The sequence below is a fragment of the Streptomyces erythrochromogenes genome, assembly GCF_036170895.1.
GTDB classification, from domain to species: domain Bacteria; phylum Actinomycetota; class Actinomycetes; order Streptomycetales; family Streptomycetaceae; genus Streptomyces; species Streptomyces erythrochromogenes.
Genome location: NZ_CP108036.1, coordinates 5,476,585 through 5,490,833, shown reverse-complemented (window position 1 = coordinate 5,490,833; position 14,249 = coordinate 5,476,585). Strand labels below are relative to the sequence as shown.

Annotated in this window: 13 protein-coding genes and 2 tRNA genes; 1 reads left to right on the top strand and 14 read right to left on the bottom strand. The window is 71.5% G+C overall.

Annotated elements, in window-relative coordinates; translation table 11 throughout:
• Positions 1-115 precede the first annotated feature (115 nt).
• The 11 genes from OHA91_RS25040 to OHA91_RS24990 all read right to left on the bottom strand — a co-directional run bounded on the left by OHA91_RS25040 (position 116) and on the right by OHA91_RS24990 (position 9,796).
• Entirely contained in the window at positions 116-961 is an 846-nt protein-coding gene (locus tag OHA91_RS25040; RefSeq protein WP_031145701.1) for a DegV family protein, read from the bottom strand.
• A 320-nt stretch (positions 962-1,281) separates the two neighbouring features.
• Positions 1,282-1,998 carry a hypothetical protein gene (locus tag OHA91_RS25035; protein ID WP_031145699.1) on the bottom strand — a complete coding sequence of 239 codons (717 nt, stop codon included), beginning with the start codon at positions 1,996-1,998 and terminating at the stop codon, positions 1,282-1,284.
• A gap of 135 nt (positions 1,999-2,133) precedes the next feature.
• The gene (leuS, locus tag OHA91_RS25030) at positions 2,134-4,998 is read right to left on the bottom strand and encodes a leucine--tRNA ligase (protein WP_031145697.1); all 2,865 of its coding nucleotides are present in this window, start codon (positions 4,996-4,998) and stop codon (positions 2,134-2,136) included.
• 254 nt (positions 4,999-5,252) lie between these two features.
• Positions 5,253-5,325: transfer RNA gene (locus tag OHA91_RS25025), tRNA-Ala, on the bottom strand.
• Positions 5,326-5,455: 130 nt separating this feature from the next.
• Positions 5,456-5,689: a hypothetical protein gene (locus OHA91_RS25020; protein WP_008738908.1), complete on the bottom strand. Its 234-nt coding sequence runs from the start codon at positions 5,687-5,689 to the stop codon at positions 5,456-5,458.
• 143 nt (positions 5,690-5,832) lie between these two features.
• A tRNA-Ala gene (locus tag OHA91_RS25015) sits at positions 5,833-5,905 on the bottom strand.
• A 124-nt stretch (positions 5,906-6,029) separates the two neighbouring features.
• Entirely contained in the window at positions 6,030-6,695 is a 666-nt protein-coding gene (locus tag OHA91_RS25010) for a histidine phosphatase family protein (protein WP_031145695.1), read from the bottom strand.
• Positions 6,692-7,138, bottom strand: a complete 447-nt coding sequence (gene rsfS / locus OHA91_RS25005; RefSeq protein WP_031145692.1) for a ribosome silencing factor — start codon at positions 7,136-7,138, stop codon at positions 6,692-6,694. Before rsfS ends, OHA91_RS25010 begins: the two co-directional genes overlap by 4 nt.
• 120 nt (positions 7,139-7,258) lie before the next feature.
• Positions 7,259-8,950: a LytR C-terminal domain-containing protein gene (locus tag OHA91_RS25000; RefSeq protein ID WP_328740055.1), complete on the bottom strand. Its 1,692-nt coding sequence runs from the start codon at positions 8,948-8,950 to the stop codon at positions 7,259-7,261.
• Positions 8,951-8,974: 24 nt separating this feature from the next.
• Positions 8,975-9,592 (bottom strand): nicotinate-nucleotide adenylyltransferase, encoded by a 618-nt coding sequence (nadD, locus tag OHA91_RS24995; protein WP_031145687.1) that lies wholly within the window; start codon positions 9,590-9,592, stop codon positions 8,975-8,977.
• Positions 9,593-9,628: 36 nt separating this feature from the next.
• Complete coding sequence (locus OHA91_RS24990; protein WP_037631388.1) at positions 9,629-9,796, bottom strand: hypothetical protein; 168 nt, start codon at positions 9,794-9,796, stop codon at positions 9,629-9,631.
• A gap of 140 nt (positions 9,797-9,936) precedes the next feature.
• On the opposite strand from OHA91_RS24990, the gene OHA91_RS24985 reads away from it, so the two are divergent.
• A complete protein-coding gene (locus OHA91_RS24985; protein ID WP_031145685.1) occupies positions 9,937-11,010 on the top strand; it encodes a M48 family metallopeptidase in 1,074 nt (357 codons plus the stop codon).
• Here OHA91_RS24985 and OHA91_RS24980 read toward each other — a convergent pair.
• From OHA91_RS24980 to OHA91_RS24970, 3 genes are all read right to left on the bottom strand, one after another.
• Entirely contained in the window at positions 10,994-12,133 is a 1,140-nt protein-coding gene (locus OHA91_RS24980) for an SCO2583 family membrane protein (protein ID WP_266501290.1), read from the bottom strand. The genes OHA91_RS24985 and OHA91_RS24980 overlap by 17 nt on opposite strands.
• A 68-nt stretch (positions 12,134-12,201) precedes the next feature.
• Positions 12,202-12,768, bottom strand: coding sequence for an SCO2584 family spore wall biosynthesis protein (locus OHA91_RS24975; RefSeq protein ID WP_037631387.1), 567 nt, complete (start codon positions 12,766-12,768; stop codon positions 12,202-12,204).
• A gap of 77 nt (positions 12,769-12,845) precedes the next feature.
• Positions 12,846-14,129, bottom strand: a complete 1,284-nt coding sequence (locus tag OHA91_RS24970) for a glutamate-5-semialdehyde dehydrogenase (protein WP_328740052.1) — start codon at positions 14,127-14,129, stop codon at positions 12,846-12,848.
• Between the last annotated feature and the right edge of the window lie 120 nt (positions 14,130-14,249).

Genomic DNA, 14,249 nt, shown 5'->3' with positions numbered 1-14,249 from the left:
CGCGCTCGAAGAGTCATGGCACGACCGTAGGGGCAGATCCCGACCACCGTTCGGAGCCTTCAATTCCGGTGCATGACAGCCCCGTTGTGGACAACCGGGCCACCCGTTCCGGTGATCAGCGGGGCGACACGACCGCCGCCAGGAGCCCCGGTCCGGTGTGTGCGCCGATCACCGCGCCGACCTCGCTGACGTGCAGCTCGACCAGGCCGGGAATCCGCTCGCGGAGCCGCTCGGCGAGCTTCTCGGCCCGTTCCGGCGCCGCCAGGTGATGCACCGCCACGTCCACGTCGGCGGAGCCGGCGCGTTCGACGGCCAGCTCCTCCAGGCGGGCGATGGCCTTGGAGGCCGTGCGCACCTTCTCCAGCATCTCGATGCGCCCCCCGTCCAGGGTCAGCAGCGGCTTCACCGCCAGGGCCGAGCCGAGCAGGGCCTGCGCGGCCCCGATCCGGCCGCCGCGGCGCAGGTAGTCGAGGGTGTCGACGTAGAAGTACGCGGCCATGTCCGCCGCCCGCTTCTCGGCGGCCGCCACGGCCTCGTCCACGGAGCCGCCCGCCTCGGCGACCTCGGCTGCGGCCAGAGCGCAGAACCCGAGGGCCATCGCGACCATGCCGGTGTCCACGACGCGTACCGGCACGGGAGCGGTCCTGGAGGCCACCACGGCGGCGTCGTAGGTCCCGGAGAACTCGGCGGACAGGTGCAGGCTGACGATGCCGGTCGCCCCGGCGTCCGCGGCCGCCTGGTAGGCCCGTACGAACTCCTCCGGGCTGGGGCGTGAGGTGGTGACCGAGCGGCGCTTCTGCAGGGCGAGGGCCAGGCTGCGCGCCGAGATCTCGGTGCCTTCTTCGAGCGCCTCGCCGCCGAGCACCACGGTGAGCGGGACGGAGGTGATTCCGTGGCGCGCCATGGCCGGTCGGGGCAGGTAGGCCGTGGAATCGGTGACGATGGCGACATGGCGGGACATGAGGCGGAGGTTACCGCTCGCGGGGGCGGGACGGCAGCCGGGCCCCTGCCGGGAGGTGGGCAGAGCATACGGAGCGCGTGGCGGGCGCTCTGCGCCGGGGCCTCCGGGGCCCTGCGGGGCTCTCCCCGCCCCGCCCCTTCCCGAAACCCGGGGCTGCGCCCGAGAACCCGCTCCCGGGCCTCGCCCCGGGCCCCCCGGACCCCTGAGGGGCTCCGCCCCCTCCAGCCCCGGGCCCAGGGCCCACCACGGGTCCGCAGGGGCTCTCACCCGGCGCGCCCGGTGGACACCGGGCGGGTACCCGGCAGTGGCGTAGGGCTCGCTCAGCCGGCGCTTTCCGGGCGGGGGGCCTTCTGCCACGGGTACTGCATCGTCGGGGTCGGCGGGTTCAGGGCCGCCGGCGGGGGCGTGGGCGTCGGGTTCGGGGTCGGGGTCGGCGCCGCGGCCTGGGCCGCGTCCCACTCGGCGGCCGCCGCCGCCAGGTCGTCCACCGGTTCACGGGACCAGTCGCGCAGTGCGCCCGACTCCATCTCGATCTGCTCCGACAGCAGGGAGATCTCGTCCTCCGCGAAGCGCCGGGCCCGGTCGCGGGCAGCCCACCGCAGCGAGTCCGCCGCCTGGATGATCTTGGATGCGCGCTCGCGCAGATCCGGCAGGAGCTCGGCGGTGCGCTGCCGGTCGGGCTCCTGCTCCAGCCGCTTCAGCTCCCCGTCGAGCTCGTGCCCGTGGGTGCTCAGCCGTTCGAACAGCCCGAGGGACTCCCGCAGCGAGGCGTCCGTCTGGGCGCCCTCGGCCAGCGCCTGCTGGGTGGCGCGCATCGACGTGCGCAGGTCCAGCCGCAGCTGCGCCAGCGCCCCCGCCACTCCGACCTGGCCGAAGCTCTTGGCGCGCAGCGTGGTGTCCTCCACACTGCGCCGCGCCTGGGCGACGGTGCGCTCCACACCCCGCTTGGCCGCGCCCACCGCCTTGACCGTGAGGTACGCGCCGAGGCCGACAACGGTCAGCAACATCAGCGCGAAGATGATCAACGCGGCCTCCATGACGGGCCCCTTTCCCCAGGCGTCGGTTCTTCCCCTCCACGGTAAACGCCACGGGCAGGCGAGGGGTTCCATTCGAACCCCCAACCTGCCCGTACGGGATCTCCCCCATGCAGGGGTGGCGCGCCTTCCGGCTGCTCAGATGACGATGTTCACCAGCTTCGGCGCGCGCACGATCACCTTGCGGATCTCCGCGCCGCCCAGCGCCGCCACGACACCGGCGTCGTTCACGGCCAGCTGCTCCAGCTCGGCGTCCGTGATCGTCGGCGGCACCTCCAGCCGCGCCTTGACCTTGCCCTTGACCTGGACGACGCACGTGACGCTCTCGTCCACGACGTACGCCGGGTCCGCGACCGGGAAGTCCTGGTGGACCACGGACTCGCTGTGGCCCAGCCGGTGCCACAGCTCCTCCGCGATGTGCGGGGCCAGCGGGGCGACCAGCAGCACCAGCCGCTCGGCGACCGAGCGCTCCAGCGGGCGGCCCGCCTTCGTCAGCGCGTTGTTCAGCTCGGTGATCTTGGCGATGGCGGTGTTGAACCGCAGCCCAGCCATGTCCGAGCCGGCGCCGTCGATGGCCTTGTGCAGCGCACGCAGGGTGTCCTCGGCGGGCTCGCCGTCCACGACGGTGACCGCGCCGGTCTCCTCGTCCACGATGTTGCGCCACAGGCGCTGCAGCAGCCGGTACTGGCCGACCACCGCGCGGGTGTCCCACGGACGGGAGACGTCCAGCGGACCCATCGCCATCTCGTACAGGCGCAGCGTGTCGGCCCCGTACTCCTCACAGATCTCGTCCGGCGTGACGGCGTTGCGCAGGGACTTGCCCATCTTGCCCAGCTCGCGCTTGACCGGCTCGCCCTCGAAGAAGAACTTGCCGTCGCGCTCCTCGACCTCGGTGGCCGTGACCGGGAAGCCGCGCTCGTCGCGGTAGACGTAGGCCTGGATCATGCCCTGGTTGAACAGCTTGTGGAACGGCTCCACCGACGACACGTGGCCCAGGTCGAACAGCACCTTCGACCAGAAGCGGGCGTACAGCAGGTGCAGCACCGCGTGCTCGGCGCCGCCCACGTACAGGTCGACACCGCCGTGCGGAGCGCCCTCGCGGGGGCCCATCCAGTACTGCTCGACCTCCGGGTCCACCAGCGCGGAGGAGTTGTTCGGGTCCAGGTAGCGCAGCTCGTACCAGCAGGAACCGGCCCAGTTGGGCATGGTGTTGGTCTCGCGCCGGTAGGACTTCACGCCGTCGCCCAGGTCCAGCTCGACGTTGACCCAGTCGGCCTTGCGCGACAGCGGGGTCTCCGGCTGGGAGTCCGCGTCGTCCGGCTCGAAGGTGCGCGGCGAGTAGTCCTCGACCTCCGGCAGCTCCAGCGGCAGCATCGACTCGGGCAGGGAGTGCGCGACGCCGTCCTCGTCGTAGACGATCGGGAAGGGCTCGCCCCAGTACCGCTGGCGGCTGAACAGCCAGTCGCGCAGGCGGAAGTTGACCGTCCCCTCGCCGATGCCGCGCTCGGCCAGCCATTCGGTGATCGCGGCCTTCGCCTCGACGACCCCCAGGCCGTCCAGCGAGATGCCCTCGCCCGTGGAGTTGACCAGCTTCGCGTCGTAGGAGGCGAAGGCGTCGTCCCACTCGGCCGGGTCGGTGCCACGGCCGTCCGAGGGCTGCACGACGCAGCGCATCGGCAGCTCGAAGGCGCGCGCGAACTCGAAGTCCCGGCTGTCGTGCGCCGGAACGGCCATGATCGCGCCGGTGCCGTAGCCCATCAGGACGTAGTCGGCGATGAAGACCGGGACCTTGTCGCCGCTGACCGGGTTGATCGCGTACTCGCCGGTGAAGACGCCGGTCTTGTCCTTCGCCTCGGCCTGGCGCTCGACGTCCGACTTCGAGGCGGCCTGCTTGCGGTAGGCGGTGACGGCCTCGGCCGGCGTGGCGTGCCCGCCGGTCCACACGTCGTGGGTGCCCTCGGGCCAGGCGGCCGGGATGAACTTCTCGACCAGCGGGTGCTCGGGCGCCAGCACCATGTAGGTGGCGCCGAACAGGGTGTCCGGGCGGGTGGTGAAGACGGTGATGGCCTCGTCGCCCAGCGCGAAGTCGACGCGCGCGCCCTCACTGCGGCCGATCCAGTTGCGCTGCTGCAGCTTGATGGCCTCGGGCCAGTCCAGCGCGTCCAGGTCGTCCAGCAGCCGGTCGGCGTACGCGGTGATCCGCATGTTCCACTGGCTCAGCTTGGACTTGAAGACCGGGAAGTTGCCGCGCTCGGAGCGGCCGTCGGCGGTGACTTCCTCGTTGGCCAGTACGGTGCCCAGCCCGGGGCACCAGTTGACGGGCGCGTCGGAGGAGTACGCCAGCCGGAAGCCGTTCAGTACGTCGGCCCGCTCGGCCGCGGTCAGCCCGGCCCAGGCGCGGCCGCCCGGGACCTCACGGGAGCCGTCCTCGAAGGCGGCGACCAGCTCGGCGATCGGCCGGGCCTTCTTCGCGTCCGCGTCGTACCAGGAGTTGTAGATCTGCAGGAAGATCCACTGGGTCCACTTGTAGTAGTCCGGGTCGATCGTGGCGAACGACCGGCGCTTGTCGTGGCCCAGGCCCAGCCGGCGCAGCTGGAGCTTCATGTTCTCGATGTTGGCCTCGGTCGACACGCGCGGGTGCGTGCCGGTCTGCACGGCGTACTGCTCGGCCGGCAGGCCGAAGGCGTCGAATCCCAGGGTGTGCAGGACGTTGTGGCCGGTCATCCGCTGGTGGCGGGCGTAGACGTCGGTGGCGATGTACCCGAGCGGGTGACCGACGTGCAGGCCCGCACCGGACGGGTACGGGAACATGTCCATGATGAACTTCTTGGGCCGCGCGACGACCGCAGGGTCCCCGGCCAGGTCACCGGTCGGGTTCGGGGCCTCGTACGTGCCCTGCGCGTCCCATACGTCCTGCCAGCGTGCCTCGATGTCGGCGGCCATGGCAGCCGTGTAGCGGTGCGCCTCGGCCGCCTCGGGGGCCGGGGTGTTCGTCTCGCTCATGATTTCTGAAGCTCCATCGATCGTCTCTGCCGTCTCTGCCTGCCCAAACGAAAAAACCCCTCGCACAGGAGGGGGCGCCGCGCCGAGGCCGACCGTTCGAAGGTCGGTACTGTTCAGCGCGGCTCGGTAAGCAGGAGGCGTACGGCACGCATGGCGTCAGGGTACCGCAGCGGCCCCCGCCGGCGCTCAGCCGTTCCGCCGGCTGACACAACGAGAAGCGGGCCACCCGATCCGGGTGGCCCGCTTCTTCACTGTGGAGCTAAGGAGAATTGAACTCCTGACCTCCTGCATGCCATGCAGGCGCTCTACCAACTGAGCTATAGCCCCTTGCCCTGTTTGCCGCTTCGGTTTCCCTTGCCGGTTCCCCTTGGCGACGTCCCAAACATTACACGGTCATGGCCCTGGTCCAAAAATCGGTTTCCACCGACCAAGGGCCATGTCCGATTTGCGTAGTCTGTCACGCTCTCGCGAACTGGTAGAAGCGTTTGAGCGTGCAGTGCTCGTCGAGCAGCCGCCCGTAGATCGGCTCCCCTTCCAGCTCGCGGTACGTCTCGATCGGGTCGCCCTTTATGATCAGCGCCCGCGCGCATTCCTCGCACCAGTACTGGTAGTCGGGGTTGACCGGGTCCATGTCCCGCACGATCGGCGTCCCGTTGTTGCACCAGTCGCACCGGCGCCGGTGTGCACCCATCCGTTCGCGACTCCCTCCCGCGTCGGGCCGTCGACTCCCCCTCCGGCCGTCCGATTCTGCCACGCCGGTGCGGGCCAGGTCAGCAAACGCAAAGGGTATAAAAACAAGGATCCCGCCCCCACTTGGGGACGGGATCCTGATTGTGGAGCTAAGGAGAATTGAACTCCTGACCTCCTGCATGCCATGCAGGCGCTCTACCAACTGAGCTATAGCCCCGCTCTCCGCTGCGCTTCCCCCGTCTCCGGCGTTCTTCGCTGCGAACAAGAAGAACTCTAGCCTGTGACCAGCCGGAAAGTGAAATCCGGGTCGGAGCCCCGGTGGGAAGCGGCAGGGAGCCCGCTCAGTCGTCGTCGCCGAGCACCGGTTCCGGCAGGGTGCCGGCGTTGTGCTCCAGCAGACGCCAGCCGCGCGCGCCCTCGCCGAGCACGGACCAGCAGCAGTTGGAGAGCCCGCCCAGGCTCTCCCAGGCGTGCGCCTCGAGACCCAGCAGACGGCCGATGGTCGTACGGATGGTGCCGCCGTGGCTGACCACGACGAGCGTGCCGGTCGACGGCAGCCGCTCCGTGTGGTCCAGCACCACGGGCGCGGCGCGGTCGGCGACCTCGGTCTCCAGCTCACCGCCGCCGCGGCGAACCGGCTCGCCGCGCTTCCACGCCGCGTACTGCTCGCCGTACTTCTCGACGATCTCCTCGTGCGTCAGGCCCTGCCACTCGCCGGCGTACGTCTCGCGCAGCGCCTCGGTGTGCGTCACGGGCAGGCCCGTGACGGCGGCCAACTCGGCCGCGGTGGCCGCGGCGCGCTTCAGGTCGGACGCGACGATGGCGTCCGGCTTCAGCGAGGCGAGCAGCCGCGCGGAGCGGCGCGCCTGCGCCAGGCCCGCCTCGGTCAGCTCGATGTCCGTGGAGCCCTGGAAGCGCCGCTCCAGGTTCCACGAGGTCTGGCCGTGCCGCCAGAGGACGATCTTCCTGCTGGACCTGGCCGGAGCGGCCGCGTCGGTCGCGCTCAGAACAGATCACCGTCCAGGTCGTCGCCGCCCGTCGCCTCGCGCAGCTTGGCGTGCTCCTCGGCCTTGCCGATGGTGAGCTTGGCGTCCTCGGGGAGCTCGATCTCCGGGCAGTCCTTCCACAGGCGCTCCAGCGCGTAGAAGACCCGCTCCTCGCTGTGCTGGACGTGGACGACGATGTCGACGTAGTCGAGCAGGATCCAGCGGGCGTCGCGGTCGCCCTCACGGCGCACCGGCTTGGCGCCGAGCTCCTTCTGCAGGCGCTCCTCGATCTCGTCGACGATCGACTTGACCTGACGGTCGTTGGGCGCCGAGGCGAGCAGGAAGGCGTCGGTGATCGACAGCACGTCGCTGACGTCGTACGCGATGATGTCGTGCGCGAGCCGGTCGGCCGCGGCCTGGGCAGCGGTGGTGATGAGCTCGATGGAGCGGTCCGTGGCGGTCACTGGCCATGCTTTCGGGTTGGCGGGCAGATCCTTACAAGGGTCTCATGTGCCGCCGACAGAGCCCGCGCGGAACGTTCCGCGCGGGCGCGCCCGCGCTCCCCCGGCCGGGCCGGGGCCCGGTCAGGACGGCTTGTAGTCCTTCCCGAGGATCACCACGACCTCGGCGTTCACGACGTTCTCGGCCTTCTTCACGACGGTCTCGGGCAGCCCCAGCGTCTTGGCGACCTCGATCGCGCGGTCGCGCTGGGCGTCGTCCTGGTAGGTGATCTGCGAGGCGGTCGCGGTCTTGTCGGCCTTGCCGCCGTCCACGAAGGTGTAGCCGCCGTTCATCAGCGCCGCCTTCGCCGCGACCTGCGTCTTCTCGTCGCCGGTGGCGTCCTTGAGTCCGACGCGCGGGGTGGCGCCGGGCTGCGCCGCGTCGGCGGAGCCGCCGAGCACCTCCTTGACCACCTTCTTGTTGGCCTCCTCCGTGAGCGTCCCGTCCGCCTTCACCGCGATGGCGTCGGTGCGGTACGCGCCCACCTTGGCGTGCGCGCCGAGCTTGGACAGCAGGGCCCCGAGGGTCTGCGCGTTCAGCGCGGGGTCGAGGATCTGGCCGATGCTCTCGACCGTGACCGCCCCGGCCTTCGGGTCACTGGGGAACTTGCGCAGGACCGCGTGGAGCACCTTGCCCGTGCGCTCCAGCTGCTTGGCCTCCGGTTCGCCCTGGGCGCGGTACGTGGCGTACGCGACGGCCATCGGGCCGCTCAGGCTCTGCTTCTGTCCCTGGGCCACGGCCGGGGTCTTGGCCGCGTCGTCGGCCGGGACCGCGGCGTCGGTGTCGACCTCGATGCCGCCGACCAGCTCGACCAGGTTCTCCAGGAAGGGGGTGTCCAGGCGCCAGGTGCCGCCGATGCGGGTGCCGAGCACCGAGTCGAGGGCCTCGCGGGTGCCGAGGCCGCCCTCCTCGACCGCCTTGCCGAGTGCCGTGGCGGTGCCGTCCTGGTTGGCGACGGCGAGGGCGTTCGGCAGCAGGACGGTGGCGCCCTGCTTGGTGGTGACGTTGTCGACGAGCAGCGCCGAGGAGGTGCCGCCCTTCTTGGTGTTGTGCAGGTGCACGACGATCATGTCGCGCTTCTGCGCCGCGGCGTCCGCGGTGGCGGCGGTCTTCTTCCCGCCGGGACCGTCGAGGAACGGCAGCTTGCCCGCGTACCAGAGGTAGCCGAGGCCCGCGACGACGAACACCGCGAGGACGACGATCAGCGCGACCACCCGGTTGCGGCCGCGGCGGCGGGCCTCCTCGCGGCGTTCGGTGCGGCTCTCGGTGAACTTGAGCCAGTCGATGACGTCCTCGGAGTCCTCGTCCGGCTGGTCGATGAAGGCGAACATCTCGGTGCGGTAGTCCCGGCCCGCCTCGGAGCCGCCCTCGGGCCGGCGCGGCTCGGGGACCTGGGGGGCCGGCCGCTCCGCCGGGGCGGGGGGCTGCTCGGCGGCCGGGGGCTCGGGCGCCGTCTGCTGCGGGATCCACTGCTGGGTCTGCTGCTGGGCCTGCGGGGCCTGCTGCGCGTCGTAGCCGTAGGAGGGCCTCTGGGTGTACTCCTGCTGCCCGTACTCCTGGGCCGCCGGCTGCTGCTGGTAGTACTGCTGCGGCTGCCGCTGGTCGTAGCCCTGGTAGTCGTAGCCGTACTGCTGCTCGTACTGCTGGGCGGGCTGGGCGGGCTGGGCGGGCTGCGCGGGCGCCTGGCCGTACACCGGCCGCCCGTACGCGTCGTAGCCGATGAGCTGCTGCTCGTGGGCGGCATACGGGTCGTACGGATCCTGTCGGTCGTTCACCGCGGGGCCCCTCTCTCCGGAAGCTCAGGCTCCCCGGTACAGCTCACGCTTGTCGATGTAGCGCACCACGCCGTCCGGCACCAGGTACCAGACGGGATCCCCCTGGGCGACGCGCGCGCGGCAGTCCGTGGAGGAGATCGCCAGCGCGGGGACCTCGACCAGGGAGACGCCGCCTTCGGGGAGTCCGTCGTCGGTGAGCACGTGGCCCGGCCGGGTGACTCCGATGAAGTGGGCGAGCGAGAAGAGCTCGTCGGCGTTCCGCCAGGTCAGGATCTGTGCGAGCGCGTCGGCACCCGTGATGAAGAACAGGTCGGCGTCGTCGTTCAGCGCCTTCAGGTCCCGCAGGGTGTCGATCGTGTACGTCGGCCCGCCGCGGTCGATGTCGATGCGGCTCACCGAGAACTGCGGGTTCGAGGCCGTGGCGATGACCGTCATCAGGTAGCGGTCCTCGGCGGGCGAGACGGCCCGCTGGGACTTCTGCCACGGCTGACCCGTCGGCACGAACACCACCTCGTCGAGGTGGAAAAGGGCGGCCACCTCGCTGGCGGCCACCAGGTGTCCGTGGTGGATCGGGTCGAATGTCCCGCCCATCACGCCGAGCCGGCGCTTGACCGGACCGGTAGGCGTCTCCTGCTCTCCCATGAGCGCAGAGCCTACTGGCCCGGCGGACCGGTCCGACTAGCGGTCGCGGTTCAGGCGCGTGGTGACCCAGAGCATCAGCATCAGGATGACGAACGCGGCGCCGCCGGTCAGATAGGGGTTGAGGCTGTCGTGGTTGCCGCCGTGCTGTTCGGCCCCCTCCGAGGCGAGGACGACCAGGTTGTGGGCGGTGGAGGAGAGGCTCATCAGGCAGGTACCTATCGAGTCGGGGAGCGGGTCGGAGACTTCGCTCACATCGTATGCGGGCGCCCGGGGCACGCTCGCGCCGACTCAGGCGTTGGAGAGGATAGACGCATGGTCGAGCAGGTCAATCAGGGGAGGGCCCAATGACGGAGACGGGATTCGAGAAGGCACCGGCGCGGGACCGCAGGAGGTTCCCCGGTATCTCCTCGCGTGCGTACGAGCATCCGGCGGACCGTTCGGCCCTGGTGGCGCTGCGCAAGCTGACCGGCTTCGACACGGTCTTCAAGGCCCTGAGCGGGCTGCTGCCGGAGCGGAGCCTGCGGCTGCTGTTCCTGTCGGACTCGGTGCGGGTGGGCGAGACGCAGTTCCCGCACCTGCACGCGATGCTCCGCGACGCCTGTTACATCCTGGACCTGGAGAAGGTCCCGCAGATGTACGTGCAGCAGGACCCGCGGCCCAATGCCATGTGCATCGGGCTGGACGAGCCGATCATCGTGGTGACCACGAGCCTCGTCGAGCTGCTCGACGAGGAGGAGATGCGGGCGGTGGTCGGCCACGAGGTGGGCCACGCGCTGTCGGGGCACTCCGTGTACCGCACGATCCTGCTGTTCCTGACGAACCTGGCGCTGAAGGTCGCGTGGATCCCCCTGGGCAATGTGGCGATCATGACGATCGTGACCGCGCTGCGGGAGTGGTTCCGCAAGTCGGAGCTCTCGGCCGACCGGGCGGGGCTGCTGGTGGGGCAGGACGTGACGGCCTCGATGCGCGGGCTGATGAAGCTGGCGGGCGGCAACCACCTGCACGAGATGAACGTGGACGCCTTCCTGGAGCAGGCCGACGAGTACGAGAAGGGCGGCGACCTGCGGGATTCCGTGCTGAAGATCCTCAACATGCTGCCGCGCACGCACCCCTTCACCACGGTCCGCGCGGCCGAGCTGAAGAAGTGGTCGGAGAGCCGGGACTACCAGCGGATCATGGACGGCCACTACCCGCGCCGCGAGGAGGACAAGGACACCTCGGTCACGGACTCCTTCCGGGAGTCGGCCGCGCACTACGCCGACTCGGTGCGCACCAGCAAGGACCCGCTGTTCAAGCTGGTGGGCGACATCGCGGGCGGCGCGGCCGACATGGGCGGCAGGCTGCGTGACAAGTTCACCGGCGCCGGCCCGGGTACCGACACCGGCTCCGGGGGCAAGGGGGCTACGGGGCAGGGCTGACCGGGGCGCCCGGCGTCGCGGAGGGTGCCAGTACGCCGCACAGCCCGGCCGAGCGCCTCGGCTGGCCGCTGGCGTACGGGTCGCTCGCGGCCGGTCCCACGGTGGTGGGGCCGGCTCCGGCCAGGAGCGGGCGGAAGCCTCCGGCCGGGTCGGCGGAGCAGTCCTGCGGTCCGGCCATCACGTAGGCCGATGCCAGCTCCAGCCGCCGGGCGCTCAGGTCGTCCCGGTCGAAGCGCAGCCGCAGCTCGCGCCGGACGGTGAAGAGCGACGCGCCGTCGGCCGCGGCCGGGGCTCCGGTGGCCGGCCGCACCGCGTACACGAAGGTGTGATCGGTGCTGACCTCCAGCACGTCCTGGGCCACCTCCTCGACGGCGAGGGTGCCGCTCGCCCGGACCCGGGAGTCGGCCATGACGGCGGTGGCCGGGTCGAAACGGACCAGCCAGCCGGTGGCCGCGTGCCGGCCGTCGCCGGCGGGCGAGGTCATGCTGCGGTCGAACTGCGCCAGCTGGTCGGGGTCGAGCAGGACCCGCACCGGCCTGGTGGCGGACCCGGCCAGGACATCGGGGTCCAGCGAGGACTGCACCAGGTAGTCCTTGGCGATGGACAGCGCGGTGACCACCTGGACGTCGGTGAAGTGGTGCGTGCGGCGCACGGCGGGCAGGGTGATCCCGGCCGCCCCGACCCGGTAGTCGGCGGCGGGGCTCTCGGCGAACAGCTCCGGCGGCAGCCCGCCGGGCACGGCGGTGGTCGGCGCGAGCGGGACCACGGTGCTGGTGAGCGCCTGGGCGGTCCCCCCGGGCGGGGGCACGTAGGGGTTGCGCAGCCCCATGTAGACGGCCACGGCGAAGGCCGTGGCGATGAGGAGCACGAGCAGCATGCCCTGCCGGGCGCCGCGGCCGGGGGTGCTGGTCCGGGGTGCGGTACCGCCGGACCACATGGACCGGCTGCGGACGGCCCGGGCGTGCTCGCCCATGCGTTCCTGGGCGGAGTACTCCTGGAGCCGGGCAGCACGGACGAAGTCCTCGTCGAACACCACCGATCGGTATTCGTCCGACCGGAACTCGTCGTCGCCCCCGCCGGTGCCGTCGGGGTTGGCGTTGGGTGGATCTCCTGGCACGGCCATCGCTTCTCCCCGCTGTCCCCGCTTCAGAGAAGCCCCCAGCTCCGGCGAAAGCGAGCGGGGTCGTACCTTCAGGGTTGGCGTACTGAGGGGTACGTAAACGCGCCGACGCCGGTGACTTCACGCCTGGGGGTGCTGGCGGGCGCCGGAGCGGGGTCCGCTTCGCCCGAGGCACTGCGGTAGACGGCGCTGAAGGCGAGCGCGACCATGCCGAGGCCCATCACGAAGGCGAGCACCCAGGCGACGGGGCGCAGCCACGGCGCGCGGCCGCGGTAGGGGCGCAGGCTGCCGCCGTAGGCCCCGTACGGGCCGTCGGGGTGGCCGTGGCCCCGCTCGTGGTCCCCGCCGTGCTCCCAGCCGTATGCGTCGGCGTCGTACCCGTCGGGGTGGCCGTAGCCGTAGCCGTCGTGGTCGTCGTCGCCCGTCCACCCGCCGGCGACGGCCCGGGCGGCTTCCGCCTCGGCGCGCGCCCGGTCGGCCGCCCGCTGGCGCTCTGCGGCGCTCGGTTCATGGATCTCGGCGTTCCGGACGAAGTCCTCGTCGAACACCACGGAGGCGAAGTACTCTTCCGCGCCTCCGCGGTCGTCGTCGGGCTCCCCGTCGTCCGGGAACGGCTTGCCCCCCACGTCGTCCGGCACGGGAACAGCGTAGACCTGGGGAGAGCCTTTGGGCAGGGTGTCCGCCGAATTCCGGCCACACCGAGTTGGCCCGGCGACTACCGAACGTGACCGTCGCCGGTGACGATGTACTTGGTGGAGGTGAGCTCGGGAAGCCCCATCGGGCCCCGGGCGTGCAGCTTCTGCGTGGAGATGCCGATCTCGGCGCCGAAACCGAACTGACCACCGTCGGTGAACCGAGTGGATGCATTCACGGCGACGGTGGTGGAGTCGACCAGCTGGGTGAAGCGGCGCGCGGCGGCCTGCGAGGTGGTGACGATCGCCTCGGTGTGCCCGGAGGTCCAGCGGCGGATGTGGGTGACGGCGTCGTCGAGGGAGTCCACGACCGCCGCGGCGATGTCGTACGAGAGGTACTCGGCGGCCCAGTCCTCGTCCGTGGCGGGCAGGGCGGTGACCTTGGTGCCCTCGGCGGCGGCGAGGACGGCCGGGTCGCCGTGGACGGTGACGCCGGCGTCGGCGAGCGCGTCGAGGGCGCGCGGCAGGAAGGCGCCGGCGATCTCGCGGTGGACGAGGAGGGTCTCGGCGGCGTTGCAGACGGAGGGCCGCTGGGCCTTGGAGTTGATGAGGATGTCCACGGCCATGCCAAGGTCGGCCTGGGCGTCGACGTAGACGTGGCAGTTGCCGGTACCGGTCTCGATGACCGGGACGGTGGACTCCTCGACCACGGTCTTGATGAGGGAGGCGCCGCCGCGCGGGATGAGCACGTCGACGAGGCCGCGGGCGCGCATCAGCTCGCGGACGGACTCCCGGGACTCGCCGGGGACGAGCTGGATCGCGTCGGCGGGCAGGCCGGCGCTCTCGGCGGCGTCGCGGAGGATGGCGACGAGCGCGGTGTTGGAGGCGTAGGCGGAGGAGCTGCCGCGCAGGAGGACGGCGTTGCCGGACTTGAGGCAGAGGGCGGCGGCGTCGACGGTGACGTTGGGGCGGGCCTCGTAGATGATGCCGACGACCCCGAGGGGGACGCGGATCTGCCGCAGGTCGATGCCGTTGGGCAGGGTGCTGCCGCGGACGACCTCGCCGACGGGGTCGGGGAGGGCGGCGACGTCGCGTACGTCGGAGGCGATGGCGGCGACCCGCTCCGGGGTCAGGGTGAGACGGTCGATGACGGTCTCACTGGTACCGGCGGCGCGGGCCTTGTCCGTGTCCACGGCGTTGGCCGCGATGATCTCGGCGGTACGGGCCTCCAGCGCGTCCGCGATCGCCAGCAGGGCCGTGTCCTTGGCGGACCGCGGGAGTGGGGCGATGGCCGCGGCGGCGGTCCGGGCGCGGTGCGCGGTGGCGAGGACGGGCGAGGTGACGGTGGCATCGTCGAGCGAGGTCATGCGGCCAGGGTAAGCCCCTGCCCGGGCCCGGCCGACGGAGCTACCATCCCGCGAGACGGCCTCTGCGGGACGCCGCTGCGCGGAGCCTCTCCCCGCCCCGCCCTTTCGCCGTTTCCCGGG

Bases quoted from the DNA above. Each gene is read 5' to 3' on its own strand.
- OHA91_RS25040 (WP_031145701.1), bottom strand. From the start codon at position 961: ATGTCCCGCCATGTCGCCATCGTCACCGATTCCACGGCCTACCTGCCC.
- OHA91_RS25035 (WP_031145699.1), bottom strand. From the start codon at position 1,998: ATGGAGGCCGCGTTGATCATCTTCGCGCTGATGTTGCTGACCGTTGTC.
- leuS (WP_031145697.1), bottom strand. From the start codon at position 4,998: ATGAGCGAGACGAACACCCCGGCCCCCGAGGCGGCCGAGGCGCACCGC.
- OHA91_RS25020 (WP_008738908.1), bottom strand. From the start codon at position 5,689: ATGGGTGCACACCGGCGCCGGTGCGACTGGTGCAACAACGGGACGCCG.
- nadD (WP_031145687.1), bottom strand. From the start codon at position 9,592: ATGGGAGAGCAGGAGACGCCTACCGGTCCGGTCAAGCGCCGGCTCGGC.
- OHA91_RS24990 (WP_037631388.1), bottom strand. From the start codon at position 9,796: ATGAGCCTCTCCTCCACCGCCCACAACCTGGTCGTCCTCGCCTCGGAG.
- OHA91_RS24985 (WP_031145685.1), top strand. From the start codon at position 9,937: ATGACGGAGACGGGATTCGAGAAGGCACCGGCGCGGGACCGCAGGAGG.
- OHA91_RS24980 (WP_266501290.1), bottom strand. From the start codon at position 12,133: ATGGCCGTGCCAGGAGATCCACCCAACGCCAACCCCGACGGCACCGGC.
- OHA91_RS24970 (WP_328740052.1), bottom strand. From the start codon at position 14,129: ATGACCTCGCTCGACGATGCCACCGTCACCTCGCCCGTCCTCGCCACC.